15 protein-coding genes are annotated in these 14,106 nt (G+C 71.4%); 8 read left to right on the top strand and 7 right to left on the bottom strand.

The features are described 5' to 3' along the window. Nucleotides 1-280 precede the first annotated feature (280 nt). Entirely contained in the window at nt 281-796 is a 516-nt protein-coding gene (locus ACIBTS_RS40050) for a hypothetical protein (protein ID WP_319675265.1), read from the top strand. Here ACIBTS_RS40050 and ACIBTS_RS40045 read toward each other — a convergent pair. The 4 genes from ACIBTS_RS40045 to ACIBTS_RS40030 all read right to left on the bottom strand — a co-directional run bounded on the left by ACIBTS_RS40045 (nt 765) and on the right by ACIBTS_RS40030 (nt 3,486). Further along, entirely contained in the window at nt 765-1,385 is a 621-nt protein-coding gene (locus ACIBTS_RS40045; protein ID WP_319675264.1) for a nucleoside triphosphate pyrophosphatase, read from the bottom strand. The genes ACIBTS_RS40050 and ACIBTS_RS40045 overlap by 32 nt on opposite strands. 19 nt (nt 1,386-1,404) lie before the next feature. After that, nucleotides 1,405-1,533: a morphogenic membrane protein MmpB gene (gene mmpB, locus ACIBTS_RS40040; protein WP_099936065.1), complete on the bottom strand. Its 129-nt coding sequence runs from the start codon at nt 1,531-1,533 to the stop codon at nt 1,405-1,407. A 112-nt stretch (nt 1,534-1,645) separates the two neighbouring features. Further along, a complete protein-coding gene (locus ACIBTS_RS40035) occupies nt 1,646-1,855 on the bottom strand; it encodes an acyl-CoA carboxylase epsilon subunit (protein WP_319675263.1) in 210 nt (69 codons plus the stop codon). Between the two features lie 17 nt (nt 1,856-1,872). After that, nucleotides 1,873-3,486 (bottom strand): acyl-CoA carboxylase subunit beta, encoded by a 1,614-nt coding sequence (locus ACIBTS_RS40030; protein WP_399325625.1) that lies wholly within the window; start codon nt 3,484-3,486, stop codon nt 1,873-1,875. A gap of 110 nt (nt 3,487-3,596) precedes the next feature. Between ACIBTS_RS40030 and ACIBTS_RS40025 the strand changes: the two genes are divergently transcribed. Both ACIBTS_RS40025 and ACIBTS_RS40020 read left to right on the top strand, forming a co-directional pair. After that, a complete protein-coding gene (locus tag ACIBTS_RS40025; protein WP_399325624.1) occupies nt 3,597-4,454 on the top strand; it encodes a biotin--[acetyl-CoA-carboxylase] ligase in 858 nt (285 codons plus the stop codon). A 116-nt stretch (nt 4,455-4,570) separates the two neighbouring features. Continuing rightward, nucleotides 4,571-5,722 carry an adenylate/guanylate cyclase domain-containing protein gene (locus ACIBTS_RS40020; RefSeq protein WP_399325622.1) on the top strand — a complete coding sequence of 384 codons (1,152 nt, stop codon included), beginning with the start codon at nt 4,571-4,573 and terminating at the stop codon, nt 5,720-5,722. A 60-nt stretch (nt 5,723-5,782) separates the two neighbouring features. On the opposite strand, the gene ACIBTS_RS40015 is transcribed toward ACIBTS_RS40020, so the two are convergent. Then, on the bottom strand, nt 5,783-6,505 hold the full coding sequence (locus ACIBTS_RS40015) for a hypothetical protein (RefSeq protein ID WP_399325620.1): 723 nt from the start codon (nt 6,503-6,505) through the stop codon (nt 5,783-5,785). A 227-nt stretch (nt 6,506-6,732) separates the two neighbouring features. Between ACIBTS_RS40015 and ACIBTS_RS40010 the strand changes: the two genes are divergently transcribed. The 3 genes from ACIBTS_RS40010 to hutH all read left to right on the top strand — a co-directional run bounded on the left by ACIBTS_RS40010 (nt 6,733) and on the right by hutH (nt 10,557). Then, a complete protein-coding gene (locus ACIBTS_RS40010; RefSeq protein WP_399325659.1) occupies nt 6,733-7,560 on the top strand; it encodes an enoyl-CoA hydratase/isomerase family protein in 828 nt (275 codons plus the stop codon). A gap of 88 nt (nt 7,561-7,648) precedes the next feature. Then, nucleotides 7,649-8,827, top strand: a complete 1,179-nt coding sequence (locus ACIBTS_RS40005; protein WP_399325618.1) for a diguanylate cyclase domain-containing protein — start codon at nt 7,649-7,651, stop codon at nt 8,825-8,827. A gap of 161 nt (nt 8,828-8,988) precedes the next feature. Then, nucleotides 8,989-10,557 (top strand): histidine ammonia-lyase, encoded by a 1,569-nt coding sequence (hutH, locus tag ACIBTS_RS40000; protein WP_399325658.1) that lies wholly within the window; start codon nt 8,989-8,991, stop codon nt 10,555-10,557. 86 nt (nt 10,558-10,643) lie between these two features. On the opposite strand, the gene ACIBTS_RS39995 is transcribed toward hutH, so the two are convergent. Then, on the bottom strand, nt 10,644-11,432 hold the full coding sequence (locus ACIBTS_RS39995; RefSeq protein WP_399325616.1) for a hypothetical protein: 789 nt from the start codon (nt 11,430-11,432) through the stop codon (nt 10,644-10,646). Nucleotides 11,433-11,474: 42 nt separating this feature from the next. Next, nucleotides 11,475-11,870 (bottom strand): LAETG motif-containing sortase-dependent surface protein, encoded by a 396-nt coding sequence (locus ACIBTS_RS39990; protein WP_399325614.1) that lies wholly within the window; start codon nt 11,868-11,870, stop codon nt 11,475-11,477. A 109-nt stretch (nt 11,871-11,979) separates the two neighbouring features. Here ACIBTS_RS39990 and ACIBTS_RS39985 point away from each other — a divergent pair, with 109 nt between their 5' ends. Together ACIBTS_RS39985 and ACIBTS_RS39980 are read left to right on the top strand one after the other, a co-directional pair. Next, a complete protein-coding gene (locus ACIBTS_RS39985) occupies nt 11,980-12,348 on the top strand; it encodes a hypothetical protein (RefSeq protein WP_399325612.1) in 369 nt (122 codons plus the stop codon). Nucleotides 12,349-12,549: 201 nt separating this feature from the next. Beyond that, nucleotides 12,550-13,812, top strand: coding sequence for an Ig-like domain-containing protein (locus tag ACIBTS_RS39980; protein ID WP_399325610.1), 1,263 nt, complete (start codon nt 12,550-12,552; stop codon nt 13,810-13,812). The last annotated feature ends 294 nt before the right edge of the window (nt 13,813-14,106 follow it).

Genomic DNA, 14,106 nt, shown 5'->3' with positions numbered 1-14,106 from the left:
CAACGGTGAGCTTGCCCACACGGAGCGTGATACGAGGCTCACTCGACCGCGAAATCCCTTGTAGTACCGCCGTACGCAGCACTCCTCCGGCAAACCCTAGCCCTCTCATGTGGTCAAGGTCTCTGTGAGAGCGTGCTGCGGCCCACTCGGTTTCTTTGTGGAGTCCCTACGAATGGCCCAACGATTCTTTGCCGCGCGCAGAACCCTTGTCCCGGGGTTTACCCGTTAGTAGCGTTCGGGATGTCTCGAACGCGTCGGGTCGAAGGTGGGTGGGGACCGGGTGATACGCAGACCGGTGGCGTGGATCGTGGCGGTCGTGCTCTTCGCGGAGGCGCTCGGCATCGCCGCGCTGAACTGGTTCATGGGCGTGGTGGTGGACCGGCAGGACATGTCCCTGGCCGGCCTGGACCCGAACGTGATGTCGACGTCCTCGAAGGTCGGCGGGATCGTCTTCGGTCTCTACTTCGCGGGGTGCGCCGTGGTCGCCCTGCTGGTGGCCGTGCGCGACCGCGCGCCCGCGGGCCTCGGCCGCGTCCTGCTGATCAGCGTCGCCGTCGTGCACGGCCTGCTGGGCGCCTTCGCGTGGGGCCTGCTGGGCGTGCCGCAGTTCCTGTTCATGGTGGTCGTGCTCACCCTGATCGTGCTGCTCCTGATGACGTACGACGCCCAGCAGCGGCCCGCCGCCCAGGAACCGGCGGACGGCGGTAGCAAGGGCGACGGCGGTGGCTCGCCGGTCCCGCCCCCGCCGGTCGCACCGGGGCCGGTCACGCCTCCGGCGGCGCCCACAACTCCGTGATGCCGACGCCCAGTTGCGCCAGCAGCCGGCGCAGGAGGGGCAGACTGATGCCGATGACGTTGCCGTGGTCGCCGTCGATGCCCTCGATGAACGGAGCCGAACGGCCGTCGAGTGTGAAGGCCCCGGCGACGTAGAGGGGCTCGCCCGAGGCGACGTACGCCGCGATCTCCTCGTCCGTCGGCTCGCCGAAGCGGACGACGGTGGAGGCGGTCGCCGAGGTGTAGCGGCCGCTGAGGGTGTCGTAGACGCAGTGGCCGGTCTGGAGCGTGCCGGCGCGCCCGCGCATCGCCTTCCAGCGGGCGATGGCCTCCTCGGCGTCCGCGGGCTTGCCCAGCGCCTGGCCGTCCAGGTCCAGCACGGAGTCGCAGCCGATCACCAAAGCGCCCTTCACCTCGGGCTTCGCGGCCACCACGGACGCCTTCGCCTCGGCGAGGGCGAGGGCCAGCTCGGCAGGGGTCGGGGCGGAGACGGCGTCCTCGTCGACCCCGCTGACGATGACCTCGGGAGTCAGGCCGGCCTGCCGGAGCAGGTTCAGTCGGGCGGGAGACTGGGAGGCGAGGACGAGACGCCGCTGCGGCTGAGCTGTCATGCGGTCAGCGTATCGCCGGTCATCTGAGGCCGAGCACGATCATCGCCAGCACCATGGCCAGGGCGAGGAAGAGGCCGAGTCTGCGCAGGGTCTCCTGCATGTCGCGGAGTTCCTTGGGAGGCTCGTTCTCGGGGTCGGACCACAGCATGCCACCAGCGTGGGGCTTGGCCGGGTCCGGGCGCCTGAGTACGGGTACTCAAAATCGGCGCCCGGTGCTGTTCTCCCGTGCGCGGTTCCCCGCGCCCCTGAAAGAAGCTGCCTCAGCTCGGCCAGTAGGTGCGGGTCCAGGATGCCTGGCCCGGGTGGGGGAGGCGGTGGGCCGCGATCCGCGACGGGTCGGACCACGCGTCCCTCGGGGCGGTCGCGCCGGGCGGCTCGGCTGTCGCCGCCGCGGCGCGCGCTCGGACCACCGCCAGGGCGGCGGCGAGCTCCTCGGGGGTCGGGTTGCCCCGTACGACCTTGATGTTCATGACGGCTCCCAGCAGGCCTAGAGGGGGATGTTGCCGTGCTTCTTCGGGGGCAGGGATTCCCGCTTGGTGCGCAGCTGACGCAGCCCGCGGACGATGTGGCGGCGGGTGTCGGACGGCATGATCACCGAGTCGACGTAGCCGCGCTCGGCCGCGATGTACGGGTTGAGGAGGGTGTCCTCGTACTCGCGGATGAGGCGGGCGCGCACCGCCTCCAGGTCCTCCCCGTTCGCCTCCGCCTCCGCGATCGTGCGGCGGTGCAGGATGTTGACCGCGCCCTGCGCGCCCATCACCGCGATCTGGGCGGTCGGCCAGGCCAGATTGATGTCGGCGCCCAGGTGCTTGGAGCCCATGACGTCGTAGGCGCCGCCGAAGGCCTTGCGGGTGATCACCGTGATCAGCGGGACCGTGGCCTCGGCGTAGGCGTAGATCAGCTTGGCGCCGCGGCGGATGATGCCGTCGTGCTCCTGGTCGACGCCGGGCAGGAAGCCGGGCACGTCCACGAAGGTCAGGACCGGGATGTTGAAGGCGTCGCAGGTGCGCACGAACCGGGCCGCCTTCTCGGAGGCCGTGATGTCCAGACAGCCCGCGAACTGCATCGGCTGGTTGGCGACGATGCCGACCGGGTGGCCCTCGACCCGGCCGTAACCGGTGAGGATGTTCGGCGCGAACAGCGCCTGGGTCTCGAAGAACTCGGCGTCGTCCAGGACGTGTTCGATCACCGTGTGCATGTCGTACGGCTGGTTCGCGCTGTCCGGGACGACGGAGTCCAGCTCCAGGTCCTCGTCGGTGACGGCGAGGTCCGCCTCCTCCGGGAACACCGGGGGCTCGCTGAGGTTGTTGGACGGCAGGTACGACAGCAGCTGCTTGACGTACTCGATGGCGTCCTTCTCGTCACCGGCCATGTGGTGCGCCACGCCCGAGGTGGAGTTGTGGGTGCGGGCGCCGCCCAGCTCCTCGAAGCCGACGTCCTCGCCGGTCACCGTCTTGATGACGTCGGGGCCCGTGATGAACATGTGCGAGGTCTGGTCGACCATCACCGTGAAGTCGGTGATCGCGGGGGAGTAGACCGCGCCGCCCGCGCAGGGGCCGACGACCAGACTGATCTGCGGGATCACGCCGGACGCATGGGTGTTGCGGCGGAAGATCTCGCCGTACGCGCCCAGCGAGGCCACGCCCTCCTGGATGCGGGCGCCGCCGGAGTCGTTGATGCCGATGACCGGGCAGCCGGTCTTCAGCGCGAAGTCCATCACCTTGACGATCTTCTGGCCGTAGACCTCGCCGAGCGCGCCGCCGAAGACGGTGAAATCCTGGGAGAAGACCGCGACGGGACGGCCGTCGACCGTGCCGTAACCGGTGACGACGCCGTCGCCGTACGGGCGGTTGTTCTCCAGGCCGAAGTTGGTGGAGCGGTGCCGGGCGAACTCGTCCAACTCGACGAAGGAACCATCGTCGAGGAGCAGCTCGATCCGCTCACGGGCCGTCAGCTTGCCCTTGGCGTGCTGCTTCTCGACGGCGCGTTCCGAACCGGCGTGCGTCGCTTCCTGGATGCGACGCTGGAGATCCGCGAGCTTGCCCGCGGTGGTGTGGATGTCGATCCCTTGGATCTCTGGGCGCTCTTCCGGCTCGGACATCGGGATGTGGCTCCCTGCCTGCTCAAAAGGGGGGACGGTTACTCATCCGTAGAGTAGTGCTGCCCTTACCGATCGGCAGTGCGGCGTACAACACACCTAGGGTGGCTTTCATGACACCGCGAGACGCAGGCAGCAGCCGGTGGTCCGATCTGGACCGGCCGCCCCTCGACGTCCTGGCCCTGCGCCGCGCGCTGCTTCGGCGGGACGGGCTGTGGACGGGGGTGGAGGTGGTGCAGAGCACCGGCTCCACCAACTCCGACCTGGTGGCGGCGGCGAGCGCGGGGCAGGCCGGCGAGGGCGCGATCCTCGTCGCCGAGGAGCAGACGGCGGGCCGGGGCCGCCTGGACCGCCGATGGTCGGCGCCCCCGCGGTCCGGCCTGTTCTTCTCCGTGCTGCTCGCCCCGAGCGGGGTGCCGGTGTCCCGCTGGGGCTGGCTGCCGCTGCTCACCGGGGTCGCCGTGGCGACGGGACTGTCCCGGGTGGCGGGCGTGGACACGGCACTCAAGTGGCCCAACGACCTCCTGGTGACCGTCGAGGGCGAGGAACGCAAGGCCGGCGGCATCCTCGCGGAGCGGGCGGGCCAGGACGCGGTGGTCGTCGGCGTCGGCATCAACGTCAGCCTGCGCGCGGACGAACTCCCCGTCCCCCAGGCGGGTTCGCTGGCGCTCGCGGGCGCCCGGAACACGGACCGGGACCCGCTGCTGCGGGGCGTCCTGCGGTCGCTGGAGCAGTGGTACGGGCGCTGGCGGGAGGCCGGCGGCGACCCCGCGGCCAGCGGTCTGCAGGAGACGTACGCGGCAGGGTGCGCGACCCTGGGACGAACGGTACGGGCCGAACTGCCGGGGGACCGGTCGATCGTCGGCGAGGCGGTCGCGGTCGACGGCGACGGACGGCTCGTGATCGCCACGAAGGAAGGCGTGCAGGAGCCGGTGGGCGCGGGAGACATCGTCCACCTGCGACCGGCGTGAGACCGTCGCCGGGCACGATGCTCCCTGCCGAACGGAACGGAGTGAGCTGGGGCACACCTGCCGTAGAGTTGAGGCCGGTCGATACCTGACCGCGGAAGATCGGAAGGGCAGCAGGCGTGACCGTCGACGACACGGGCTCCGGCGCGGGCGCGGACGGCCGGGTAAACCTGCCGGCCGCCGAACCCGGCGAGCCGGGCGACCCCGGAGAGGACCCGCATCCTCTCGCGCTGCGCCTCGAACAGCTCATCCTCGGCGCCGAGCGGCGCTACACCCCCTTCCAGGCCGCCCGCAGCGCCGGCGTCTCCATGGAGCTGGCGTCGCGCTTCTGGCGGGCCATGGGCTTCGCCGACATCGGACAGGCCAAGGCGCTCACCGAGGCCGACGTCCTCGCCCTGCGGCGACTCGCGGGTCTCGTCGAGGCGGGGCTGCTGAGCGAGGCGATGGCCGTGCAGGTGGCCCGGTCCACCGGGCAGACCACCGCCCGGCTGGCGGAATGGCAGATCGACTCCTTCCTGGAGGGCCTGACCGAGCCGCCCGAGCCGGGCATGACCCGCACCGAGGTCACGTATCCCATCGTCGAACTGCTGCTGCCCGAGCTGGAGGAGTTCCTCGTCTACGTCTGGCGGCGCCAGCTCGCCGCCTCGGCCGGCCGGGTCGTGCAGGCCGCGGACGACGAGGAGATGGTCGACCGGCGGCTCGCCGTCTGCTTCGCCGACCTCGTCGGCTTCACCCGGCTGACGCGCCGCATGGAGGAGGAGGAACTCGGCGAACTGGTCGAGGCCTTCGAGACCACCTCCGCCGACCTGGTCGCCGCCCGCGGCGGACGCCTGATCAAGACCCTCGGCGACGAGGTGCTCTACGCGGCCGACGACGCGGGCACCGCCGCCGACATCGCGCTGCTGCTGGTCGAGACGATGAGCAACGACGAGACGATGCCCGAACTGCGTGTCGGCATGGCCTTCGGCACCGTCACCACCCGGATGGGCGATGTCTTCGGCACGACCGTCAACCTGGCCTCCCGGCTGACGTCGATAGCGCCACGTGACGCCGTCCTCGTCGACAGCGCGTTCGCCGAGGAGCTGATCCGTACGGGCGACGCCCCGGCCTCGGAGGCGGAGGCAGCGGAGGAGGCAGCCGCCGCCGAGAAGGAGGGCGAGGAGCCGCCCACGTACCGCTTCGCGCTGCAGCCCATGTGGCAGCGGCCGGTGCGCGGTCTCGGCGTGGTCGAGCCCTGGCTGCTCACCCGGCGCAACAGTGAGGAAGCCTGAACCGGTAGCGGGCTGGAGCCGTGGCCGACTGGAGCCGTGGCCGACTGGAGCTCCAGCGGGCTACGGCTTCGGTACCGGAGCGCCCAGCGGGTCCACGCAGAGGCCGACGACCGGGACGCAGACGCTCGGCTGACGCGGCTGCCCCGACTGCCCCGGCCCCGGCTTCTGCGGCTGGGGTGCGGGCGCCGCCGTCGTCGGTGCGGCCGGTGGCGTCGGTGTCGCCGTGGGCCGCGGGGCGGCCGTCCTCGCGGGCGCGGGCGCCGGGGCCTGGTGCGCGACCGGGATGTAGGTGGCACCCGGGGTGAGGGCGACGGACGTGGCCGAGCCCGGGGTGCCGGGGACCAGGCCGGCCTCGGGAGTCGGGCTCGCGCTCGCTCCCCCCATGGCGCTGGGCGCGGTCGGGGCGGCGGCGCCGGGGACGGCCGCGTCGGCCCAGCGGCCCTTGTCCCTGCCGGCGCCGGTGCCGGTAGTCGTACTCGTAGAGGTGGCTGTGGCCGTGTCTGTGTCTGGGGCCGTGACCGGGTCGGGCTGGGATTCGGCTTCCGCCGCGCCGATGCCGGTGACGTCGCCCGAGTGGGGAGTCAGCCGGACGAGGCCCAGCATGCCGGCGGCCAGCGCGAGGCCGCCCGCGGCGAACAGCACCTTGCGGGGGCGGGGACGGCGGTGCCGGCCGCGGGCGCGCGGGGCCCACAGCGGGCCGGCCTCCTCGGGTGGCGCCCCGTCCCAGGCCGCCGTCGCGTCCTGACGTGCCGGATCGTCCAGCCCGGTCCGCGTGCTCGTCATCGCGCGTTCCCTCCCGATGCGGTCGCGCCCCCGATACGCCGGGGCGGACGCACGGTATGCGCTCCCGTGAGCGGTGCGTGGGGAGTTGGGCGGGATGTCACTCGAACGGGTGGGCGGGGCCGCGTCGGGCGACGGGTCCGCTCTTTCGCCCGGGGATCCCGGCTGGGATGATCGGGCGAACGAAAGAAGTTAACCCGCGTTAACCGGAGGGTGTCGTGAGCGGTGTCATGGGCGGTGTCACGGGCGGTGTCACGGGCGAGGAGCGGTTCGGGGAGTTCGTGCTGGTGCGGCGGCACGGGGACGGCGGGCACGTCGCGGAGCTGGCCCTCGACCGACCGAAGGCCATGAACGCCGTCTCCACCGACATGGCCCGGTCGATCGCCGGGGCGTGCGCGGCGCTGGGCGAGGACCGGGACGTCCGGGTGGTCGTGCTGACCTCGACGCACGAGCGGGCGTTCTGCGTCGGCGCCGACCTCAAGGAGCGGAACTCCTTCAGCGATGCCGAACTGGTCCGGCAGCGGCCGCTCACACGCGGGGCGTACACCGGCGTGCTGGAGCTGCCGGTCCCCACGGTCGCCGCAGTGCACGGCTTCGCGCTGGGCGGCGGCTTCGAACTGGCCCTGGCCTGCGATGTCATCGTGGCCGACCGCACGGCGGTGGTGGGGCTGCCCGAGGTGTCGGTGGGGGTGATTCCCGGGGGCGGCGGTACGCAGCTGCTGCCGCGCCGGGTGGGTGCGGCCCGAGCGGCCGAGCTGATCTTCACGGCGCGCCGGGTGGAGGCGGCCGAGGCGCGGGAACTGGGCCTGGTGGACGTCCTGGTGGAGGAGGGGCGGGACCGGGAGGACGCGCTGGCGCTGGCCGCGCGGATCGGCGCGAACTCGCCGGTGGGCCTGCGGGCGGCGAAGCGGGCGCTGCGGCTCGGGCAGGGGCTTGAGCTGCGGGCCGGGCTGGAGGTGGAGGACGCGGCGTGGCGGTCGGTGGCGTTCTCGGCGGACCGGGCGGAGGGCGTGGCGGCCTTCAACGAGAAGCGGAAGCCGCAGTGGCCGGGTGAGTGACCGCTTTTCGGGACCGTGATCGCGGGTCGTGTCACTCTAAGTGCTCCTCTGCGTCTCTTTTTCACCCAAATATCCCTAGCCTGGGGAGATGGGTGAGGACAGACGCCTGGTGGCCGTGGTGGCGCTCGCGCAGGGGATGGCGGCCGCGCACACCCCCCGCGAGTCGTGGCGTGCGGCCGCCCTCGGGGCCTGCCGGGCGCTGGCCGGAAGCTTTGCCGCGCTCTCGGTGTGGGAGCGGGACCTCGGGCGGCTGCGCGTCCTGGCGAACGTGGGCGACCGGGCCGCGGACGAGGACGAGTTCCCGGAGGACGAGGCCTACCCGGTGCACCAGTTCCCCGAGATCACCGAGTTCCTGCACGAGCGCTGGGTGGCCGGCGGCGAGCCCAACGCCTGGGTCGAGACGGCCCAGGGCCTTGCCGCCGGGCGCCCCGGCTACTGCCACCTGGGGGCACCTCCCGGCGTTGGCCGGGGGAGGGTCGCCGCGCTGCGCCGCAGGGGTCGCGGCTCCTGTGTGGTCGCGCCGATCGTGCTGCACGGCCGGGCCTGGGGCGAGTTGTATGTCGCCCGCTCCGTCGGCACCCCGGTCTTCGACCGGGCCGACGCCGACTTCGCGACCGTCCTCGCCGCCGTCGTCGCCGCGGGGCTCGCCCAGACGGAGCGGCTGGAGGAGGCCCGCCGGCTCGCCTTCACCGACGCCCTCACCGGCCTGGCCAACCGCCGCGCCGTCGACGTACGGCTCGAGGAGGCGGTCGAGCGGCATCGGACGGAGGGGGTCGTCGTCAGCCTCGCCGTCTGCGACCTCAACGGGCTGAAGCGGGTCAACGACAGCCTCGGGCACGCCGTCGGGGACCGGTTGCTGGAGCGGTTCGGTTCGGTGCTGTCGCTGTGCGGGGCGATGCTGCCCGGCGCGCTGGCCGCCCGGCTCGGCGGGGACGAGTTCTGTCTGCTGGCCGTCGGGCCGCCCGCCGACGACGTCGTCAAGGTCGCCGACGACCTCTGCCGTCGGGCCGGTGAGCTGGAGCTCGGCGAGGGCGTGGCCTGCGGGGTGGCCTCCACCGGGGACCCCATCGGTCCCGTGGGCTCTGCCCGCCGGCTCTTCCGGCTCGCCGACGCCGCCCAGTACCGTGCCAAGGCCGTACGGGCCGCCCGCCCGGTGGTGGCCGGGCGGGCGGGGCCCGACGACCCCGTCGTCCGCCTCGCCGACGAGCCGCCGTCGGGGGCGCGGGAGCGGCCCGCCGAGCGGCGGCGGTTCAGGGGCCGGCCCTGAGCCGTCCCGGTGACGGTGACTGCGACGGTGACGGTGACGGTGACTGCGACGGTGACGGTGACGGTGACTGCGACGGTGACTGTGATGTATTCGGTAAGGGGCGAACCCGGCCCCCGCTGGTGACATCGACGTCTTCACTGCGTACGCTCCTGAATATGGATATGCACACTGTGGTGGTGGGGACGTCCGGCGTGACCGCGTCCGACGTACTCGCCGTGGCGCGCGACGGCGCCCGCATCGAGCTCTCCGCGGAAGCGGTGGCGGCCCTCGCCGCGGCCCGCGAGATCGTGGACGCGCTGGCCGCCAAGCCCGAGCCCGTCTACGGCGTCTCCACCGGTTTCGGCGCGCTCGCCACCCGGCACATCAGCCAGGAACTCCGCACCCAACTGCAGCGCAACATCGTCCGCTCGCACGCCGCCGGCATGGGCCCGCGCGTCGAGCGGGAGGTCGTACGGGCGTTGATGTTCCTGCGACTGAAGACCGTCTGCTCCGGGCACACCGGCGTCCGGCCCGAGGTCGCGCAGACCATGGCCGACATCCTCAACGCCGGCATCACCCCCGTCGTCCACGAGTACGGCTCCCTCGGCTGCTCCGGCGACCTGGCCCCGCTCTCGCACTGCGCCCTCACGCTGATGGGCGAGGGCGACGCCGAGGGGCCGGACGGCGTCGTGCGTCCCGCCGCCGAACTCCTCGCCGAGCACGGCATCGCCCCCGTCGAGCTGCGCGAGAAGGAGGGCCTGGCGCTCCTCAACGGCACCGACGGCATGCTCGGCATGCTGGTCATGGCCCTCGCCGACCTGGACCTCCTCTACAAGTCCGCCGACGTCACGGCCGCCCTGTCGCTGGAGGCCCTCCTCGGCACCGACAAGGTCCTCGCCCCCGAACTGCACGCCATCCGCCCGCACCCCGGTCAGGGCGCCAGCGCCGCCAACATGCTGGCGGTCCTCGCGGGTTCGGAGCTCACCGGCCACCACCAGGACGACGCGCCCCGCGTCCAGGACGCCTACTCGGTGCGCTGCGCCCCGCAGGTCGCCGGCGCCGGCCGCGACACCATGGCCCATGCCCGGCTCGTCGCCGAACGTGAGCTGGCCTCGGCCGTCGACAACCCGGTCGTCCTCCCCGGGGGCACCTCCCAGGCTTTCGGCACTGGGGGAGGGCGCGTCGAGTCCAACGGCAACTTCCACGGCGCCCCGGTCGCCTACGTCCTGGACTTCCTCGCCATCGCCGTCGCCGACCTCGCCTCCATCGCCGAGCGGCGCACCGACCGGCTGCTGGACAAGAACCGCAGCCACGGCCTGCCGCCGTTCCTCGCGGACGACGCCGGGGTCGACTCCGGTCTGATGATCGCCCAGTACACGCAGGCCGCGCTGGTCAGCGAGCTGAAGCGACTGGCCGTGCCGGCGTCCACCGACTCGATCCCGTCCTCCGCGATGCAGGAGGACCATGTGTCGATGGGCTGGTCGGCCGCCCGCAAGCTGCGCACCGCCATCGACAACCTCACGCGCGTCATCGCCGTCGAGCTGTACGCCGCCACACGCGGCGTGGAGCTGCGCGAGGGGCTGACCCCGGCGCCCGCGACCCGGGCGGTCATCGACGCCGTGCGCAAGGCGGGCGTCCAGGGCCCCGGCCCGGACCGGTTCCTCGCGCCCGACCTCGCGGCGGCGGACGCGTTCGTGCGCGACGGCCGGCTCGTCGCGGCGGTGGAGACGGTCACCGGGCCGCTGCGGTAAGGCGGTAGGACAGCAAGGCGGTCGGGGCCCTGCCGTACGCGCGTGGTGAGAGCGCGACGGCAGGGCCCCTACGCGGGTCCGGCGGGCTACCTGAGCTTGGCGACCTGTGCGTCGATCACGGCGGCGGGGACGGGGCCCATGTCTCCGCCCTTCTCGAACGCGGCGAAGTTCACCGTGTAGAAGGTGGCGATGGTGCTGCCGCTGCGGATCGCCTCGGCGTGGAAGGTGGCCGTGCCCTCGCCGTCCATGTCGACGGTCTCGGCGAACGCCACCGACTCGTCGCCCTTGCCGGAGCCCTTCTCCGCGGCCACCTTGGTGACCTTCGACTTCTCGCCGTCGGCCGCGAGGCCGTACCCGCCGGCGCAGGCCGTCACGCTGTCGGAGACGGCCTTCATCGTCTTCTCGGCGCCGTCGCCCGCGTACGAGGAGAGACCCACGAACGTCATGTCGATGTTGAAGGCGTCCGCGAGGTCCGTCGGCTGCGCGGTGGCGGTGGACGCCTTGTCCTCGGAGATCTGGTTGCTGGCGTTCGCGTTCGTGTCACCCGGAGCGAGACCGGCCGTGGCCCAGGCGAGCGGGTCGCACGCGGGCTTGTCCGTCTTCACCTGGCTCTTGGACTTCGGAAGGGTGTCGTCCCCCGAGTTGGCCTCGTAGCCCTTGAGGTCGCCCTTGGCGAGCAGCAGCTTCTCCAGCTCGGCGCTGGTGAGCGCCTTGCCGGCCGGGGCCGACGAGGAGGTGGACGCCGACGCGGAGGCGGACGGCTTTGAGTCCGCGGTGTCCTTCGACCCGTCGTCCGAGCAGGCGGTGAGGAGGGAGAGCGACAGTGCGCCTATTGCGGCCGTGGCGCACAGCCGGGCCCCCGATGATCTCTTCATGAGCGAACTATGAAGAACCCGCCAAAGAACAGTCAAGTTAATTCAAAAACCCAGACGTTCCCGGCGAACCGAATAAACGACGAAGCCGGCGCCGAGGGCGAGAAGCGCGGTCCCGCCGACGACGTACGGGGTCGTGTCGAAGCTTCCGGTGTCGGCGAGCCGGATGCCGTCGTCGGCCGTGGTCCGGGCCGTCGTCCCGGCTGCCGACTCCGAGGACTCCGACGACGATTGCGATGACGACGATTGCGATGACGACGACTCCGACGACGACTCGGACGTCGTCGTCGACGCGGCCCGTGCCTGCGTGGTGACCTGCGTCGCCGTTTCCGTTCTGGCCGGGGCGTCCTGGGACGCGTTGGCGGACGGGACGAACCACAGGGCGCCCAACAGGGTCCCCGCGGCGGTGGCGGTCAGCAACGGACGGCGAGCGGATGACACGGAATATCGATCCCCTTGTGACGCTGGCGAATTGGCCGTGTGGCCCGATGCTAATGAAAGGCGCGGGTCGCGGGAAAGTTGCAGGAGCTGTGAGCCGTACGCTCCGGCCATGAACTCTGAAGAGACATCACGTTTTGTACGGCTTCGGGTGGAACTCGTGCTGGAAATTCACGACGAGGACGCCGTGGGCAAGGCGGCCCTGCGGCGGGTGGCCTCGGACGCGGAGCTGCCGGACGACGAGCGCGCACACACCGAGGGCGCTGTGACGGAAGACACCGCGGAGGCCCTCGCCTACCTCGTCGACCCGTTCGACCTGGTCAGTCAGGTGCCCGGGGTGGAGCTCCAGCAGGCCTCCTGGTCCAGCGAGCGGATCGACTACGACCCGGATTCGCCGGAGTGGGACCTCGACGACGATGATGTCGACGATGATGGGGAGTCCGACGGCGAGTCGGACGACGAAGAGGTCGGCATCGGCTGAGCGTCTTGGGGAAACCGTGACCCCGGACGGCAACCGCCGCCCGGGGTTTCTTCGTCTCAGCAGGCGCACGAACCGACACCCGCACCAAGCGCGTCATGAACGTGGCGTGCCCCACACCTTCGGGAAATGTGGAACGGGACGAACTGGTCGTAGCGTTGATGTTTTTTGACGGGGACTCTCGGGGTTCTGTAATCGGCAACGATGGAGAAGCGTGTGATGACGGACAGTAGGCGGCGTCGAGGTCTGATGGCCGCGTCCGCCCTGCTCGGCGGTGTTCTGGTGCTCTCTGCGTGTTCCGGCGGCGACAGCGGCGCCTCCGACGGCGGAGGCAGCTCCTCGCAGGCCAAGGCCGACGAGGCGGCGGCCAAGAAGTCCTCCGAGGCCCAGATCAAGATCACACCTGCGGACGGCTCGAACAACGCCTCCATCAACAACTCGGCGGCCGTCACCGTGAGCAAGGGCACGCTCACCACGGTGACGATGACCACCGCCGAGGGGACCGCCGTCCAGGGCACGCTCTCCGCCGACAAGACCAGCTGGAAGCCGAACGGCCAGCTGGAGCGGTCCACCACTTACAAGGTGGCGGCCAGCGCGAAGGACTCCGCGGGCCTGGAGGCCCACGAGAACGCCTCGTTCACCACGGTCTCCCCGGCCAACAGCTTCATAGGCAACTTCACCCCCGAGGACGGCTCGACCGTCGGCGTGGGCATGCCGGTGTCGATCAACTTCAACAAGGAGATCACCAACAAGGCGGCCGTCCAGAAGGGCGTCACCGTGAACTCCACCAGTGGTCAGGAGGTCGTCTGCCACTGGTTCTCCACCCAGCGCATGGACTGCCGGCCCAAGGACTACTGGAAGGAGAACTCCACCGTCACGCTGAAGCTCGCGCTCGACGGTGTGGAGGGCGCCAAGGGTGTCTTCGGAGTCCAGCAGAAGACGGTCACCTTCAAGATCGGCCGCAACCAGGTCTCCTACGTCGACGCGAAGACCAAGCAGATGAAGGTCACGCACAACGGCGCGGTCATCAAGACCATCCCGATCTCCGCCGGCTCGCCCGACAACAAGACGTACGAGGGCCAGATGGTGATGTCGGAGAAGTTCAAGGAGACGCGCATGAACGGCGCGACCGTGGGCTTCACCGACGACGACGGCAAGGGTGAGTACGACATCAAGGACGTGCCGCACGCCATCCGCCTCACCAACTCCGGCACCTTCGTGCACGGCAACTACTGGGGCGCGAAGTCCATCTTCGGCTCGGTGAACACCAGCCACGGCTGCGTGGGTCTGTCCGACACCAAGGGCGCCAACGACACGGGCACGGCGGGCTACTGGTTCTACACCAGCTCGATCGTCGGTGACGTCGTGGTCGTCTCCAACACCGGCGACAAGACGGTCGCGCCGGACAACGGCCTCAACGGCTGGAACATGGACTGGGCGCAGTGGAAGGCGGGTTCGGCCGCCTGAGGCCGGCCCTGACCCCGACTCCGCGTGTGCTGAAGGCGGTTGCCCGAGAGGGTGACCGCCTTTCGCATGAGCCGCCCTTTCAGTCGGGGCGTCGCGGGGCCCGGGAAGCGGACCTTCGCCCGAGGACCCGGGACACCGCACCGCCTCGCGCCTTCGGCTCGGGCTCGCCCGCCGGCGCTGGTTCCGGCTCAGGCTGGGGCTCCGGCTCCGGCTCCGGTGCCGGCCCGGCTCTTCAGCCTGTTGATCTGCCCTTGCAGATCGGCGACTGGCTCCCATGGATTTCTCCCGGTGCCG

The sequence above is a fragment of the Streptomyces sp. NPDC050121 genome, from assembly GCF_044460385.1.
In the GTDB taxonomy this organism is placed as follows: Bacteria; Actinomycetota; Actinomycetes; order Streptomycetales; family Streptomycetaceae; genus Streptomyces; species Streptomyces soliscabiei.
This window is presented reverse-complemented; position numbering and strand designations above follow the sequence as displayed.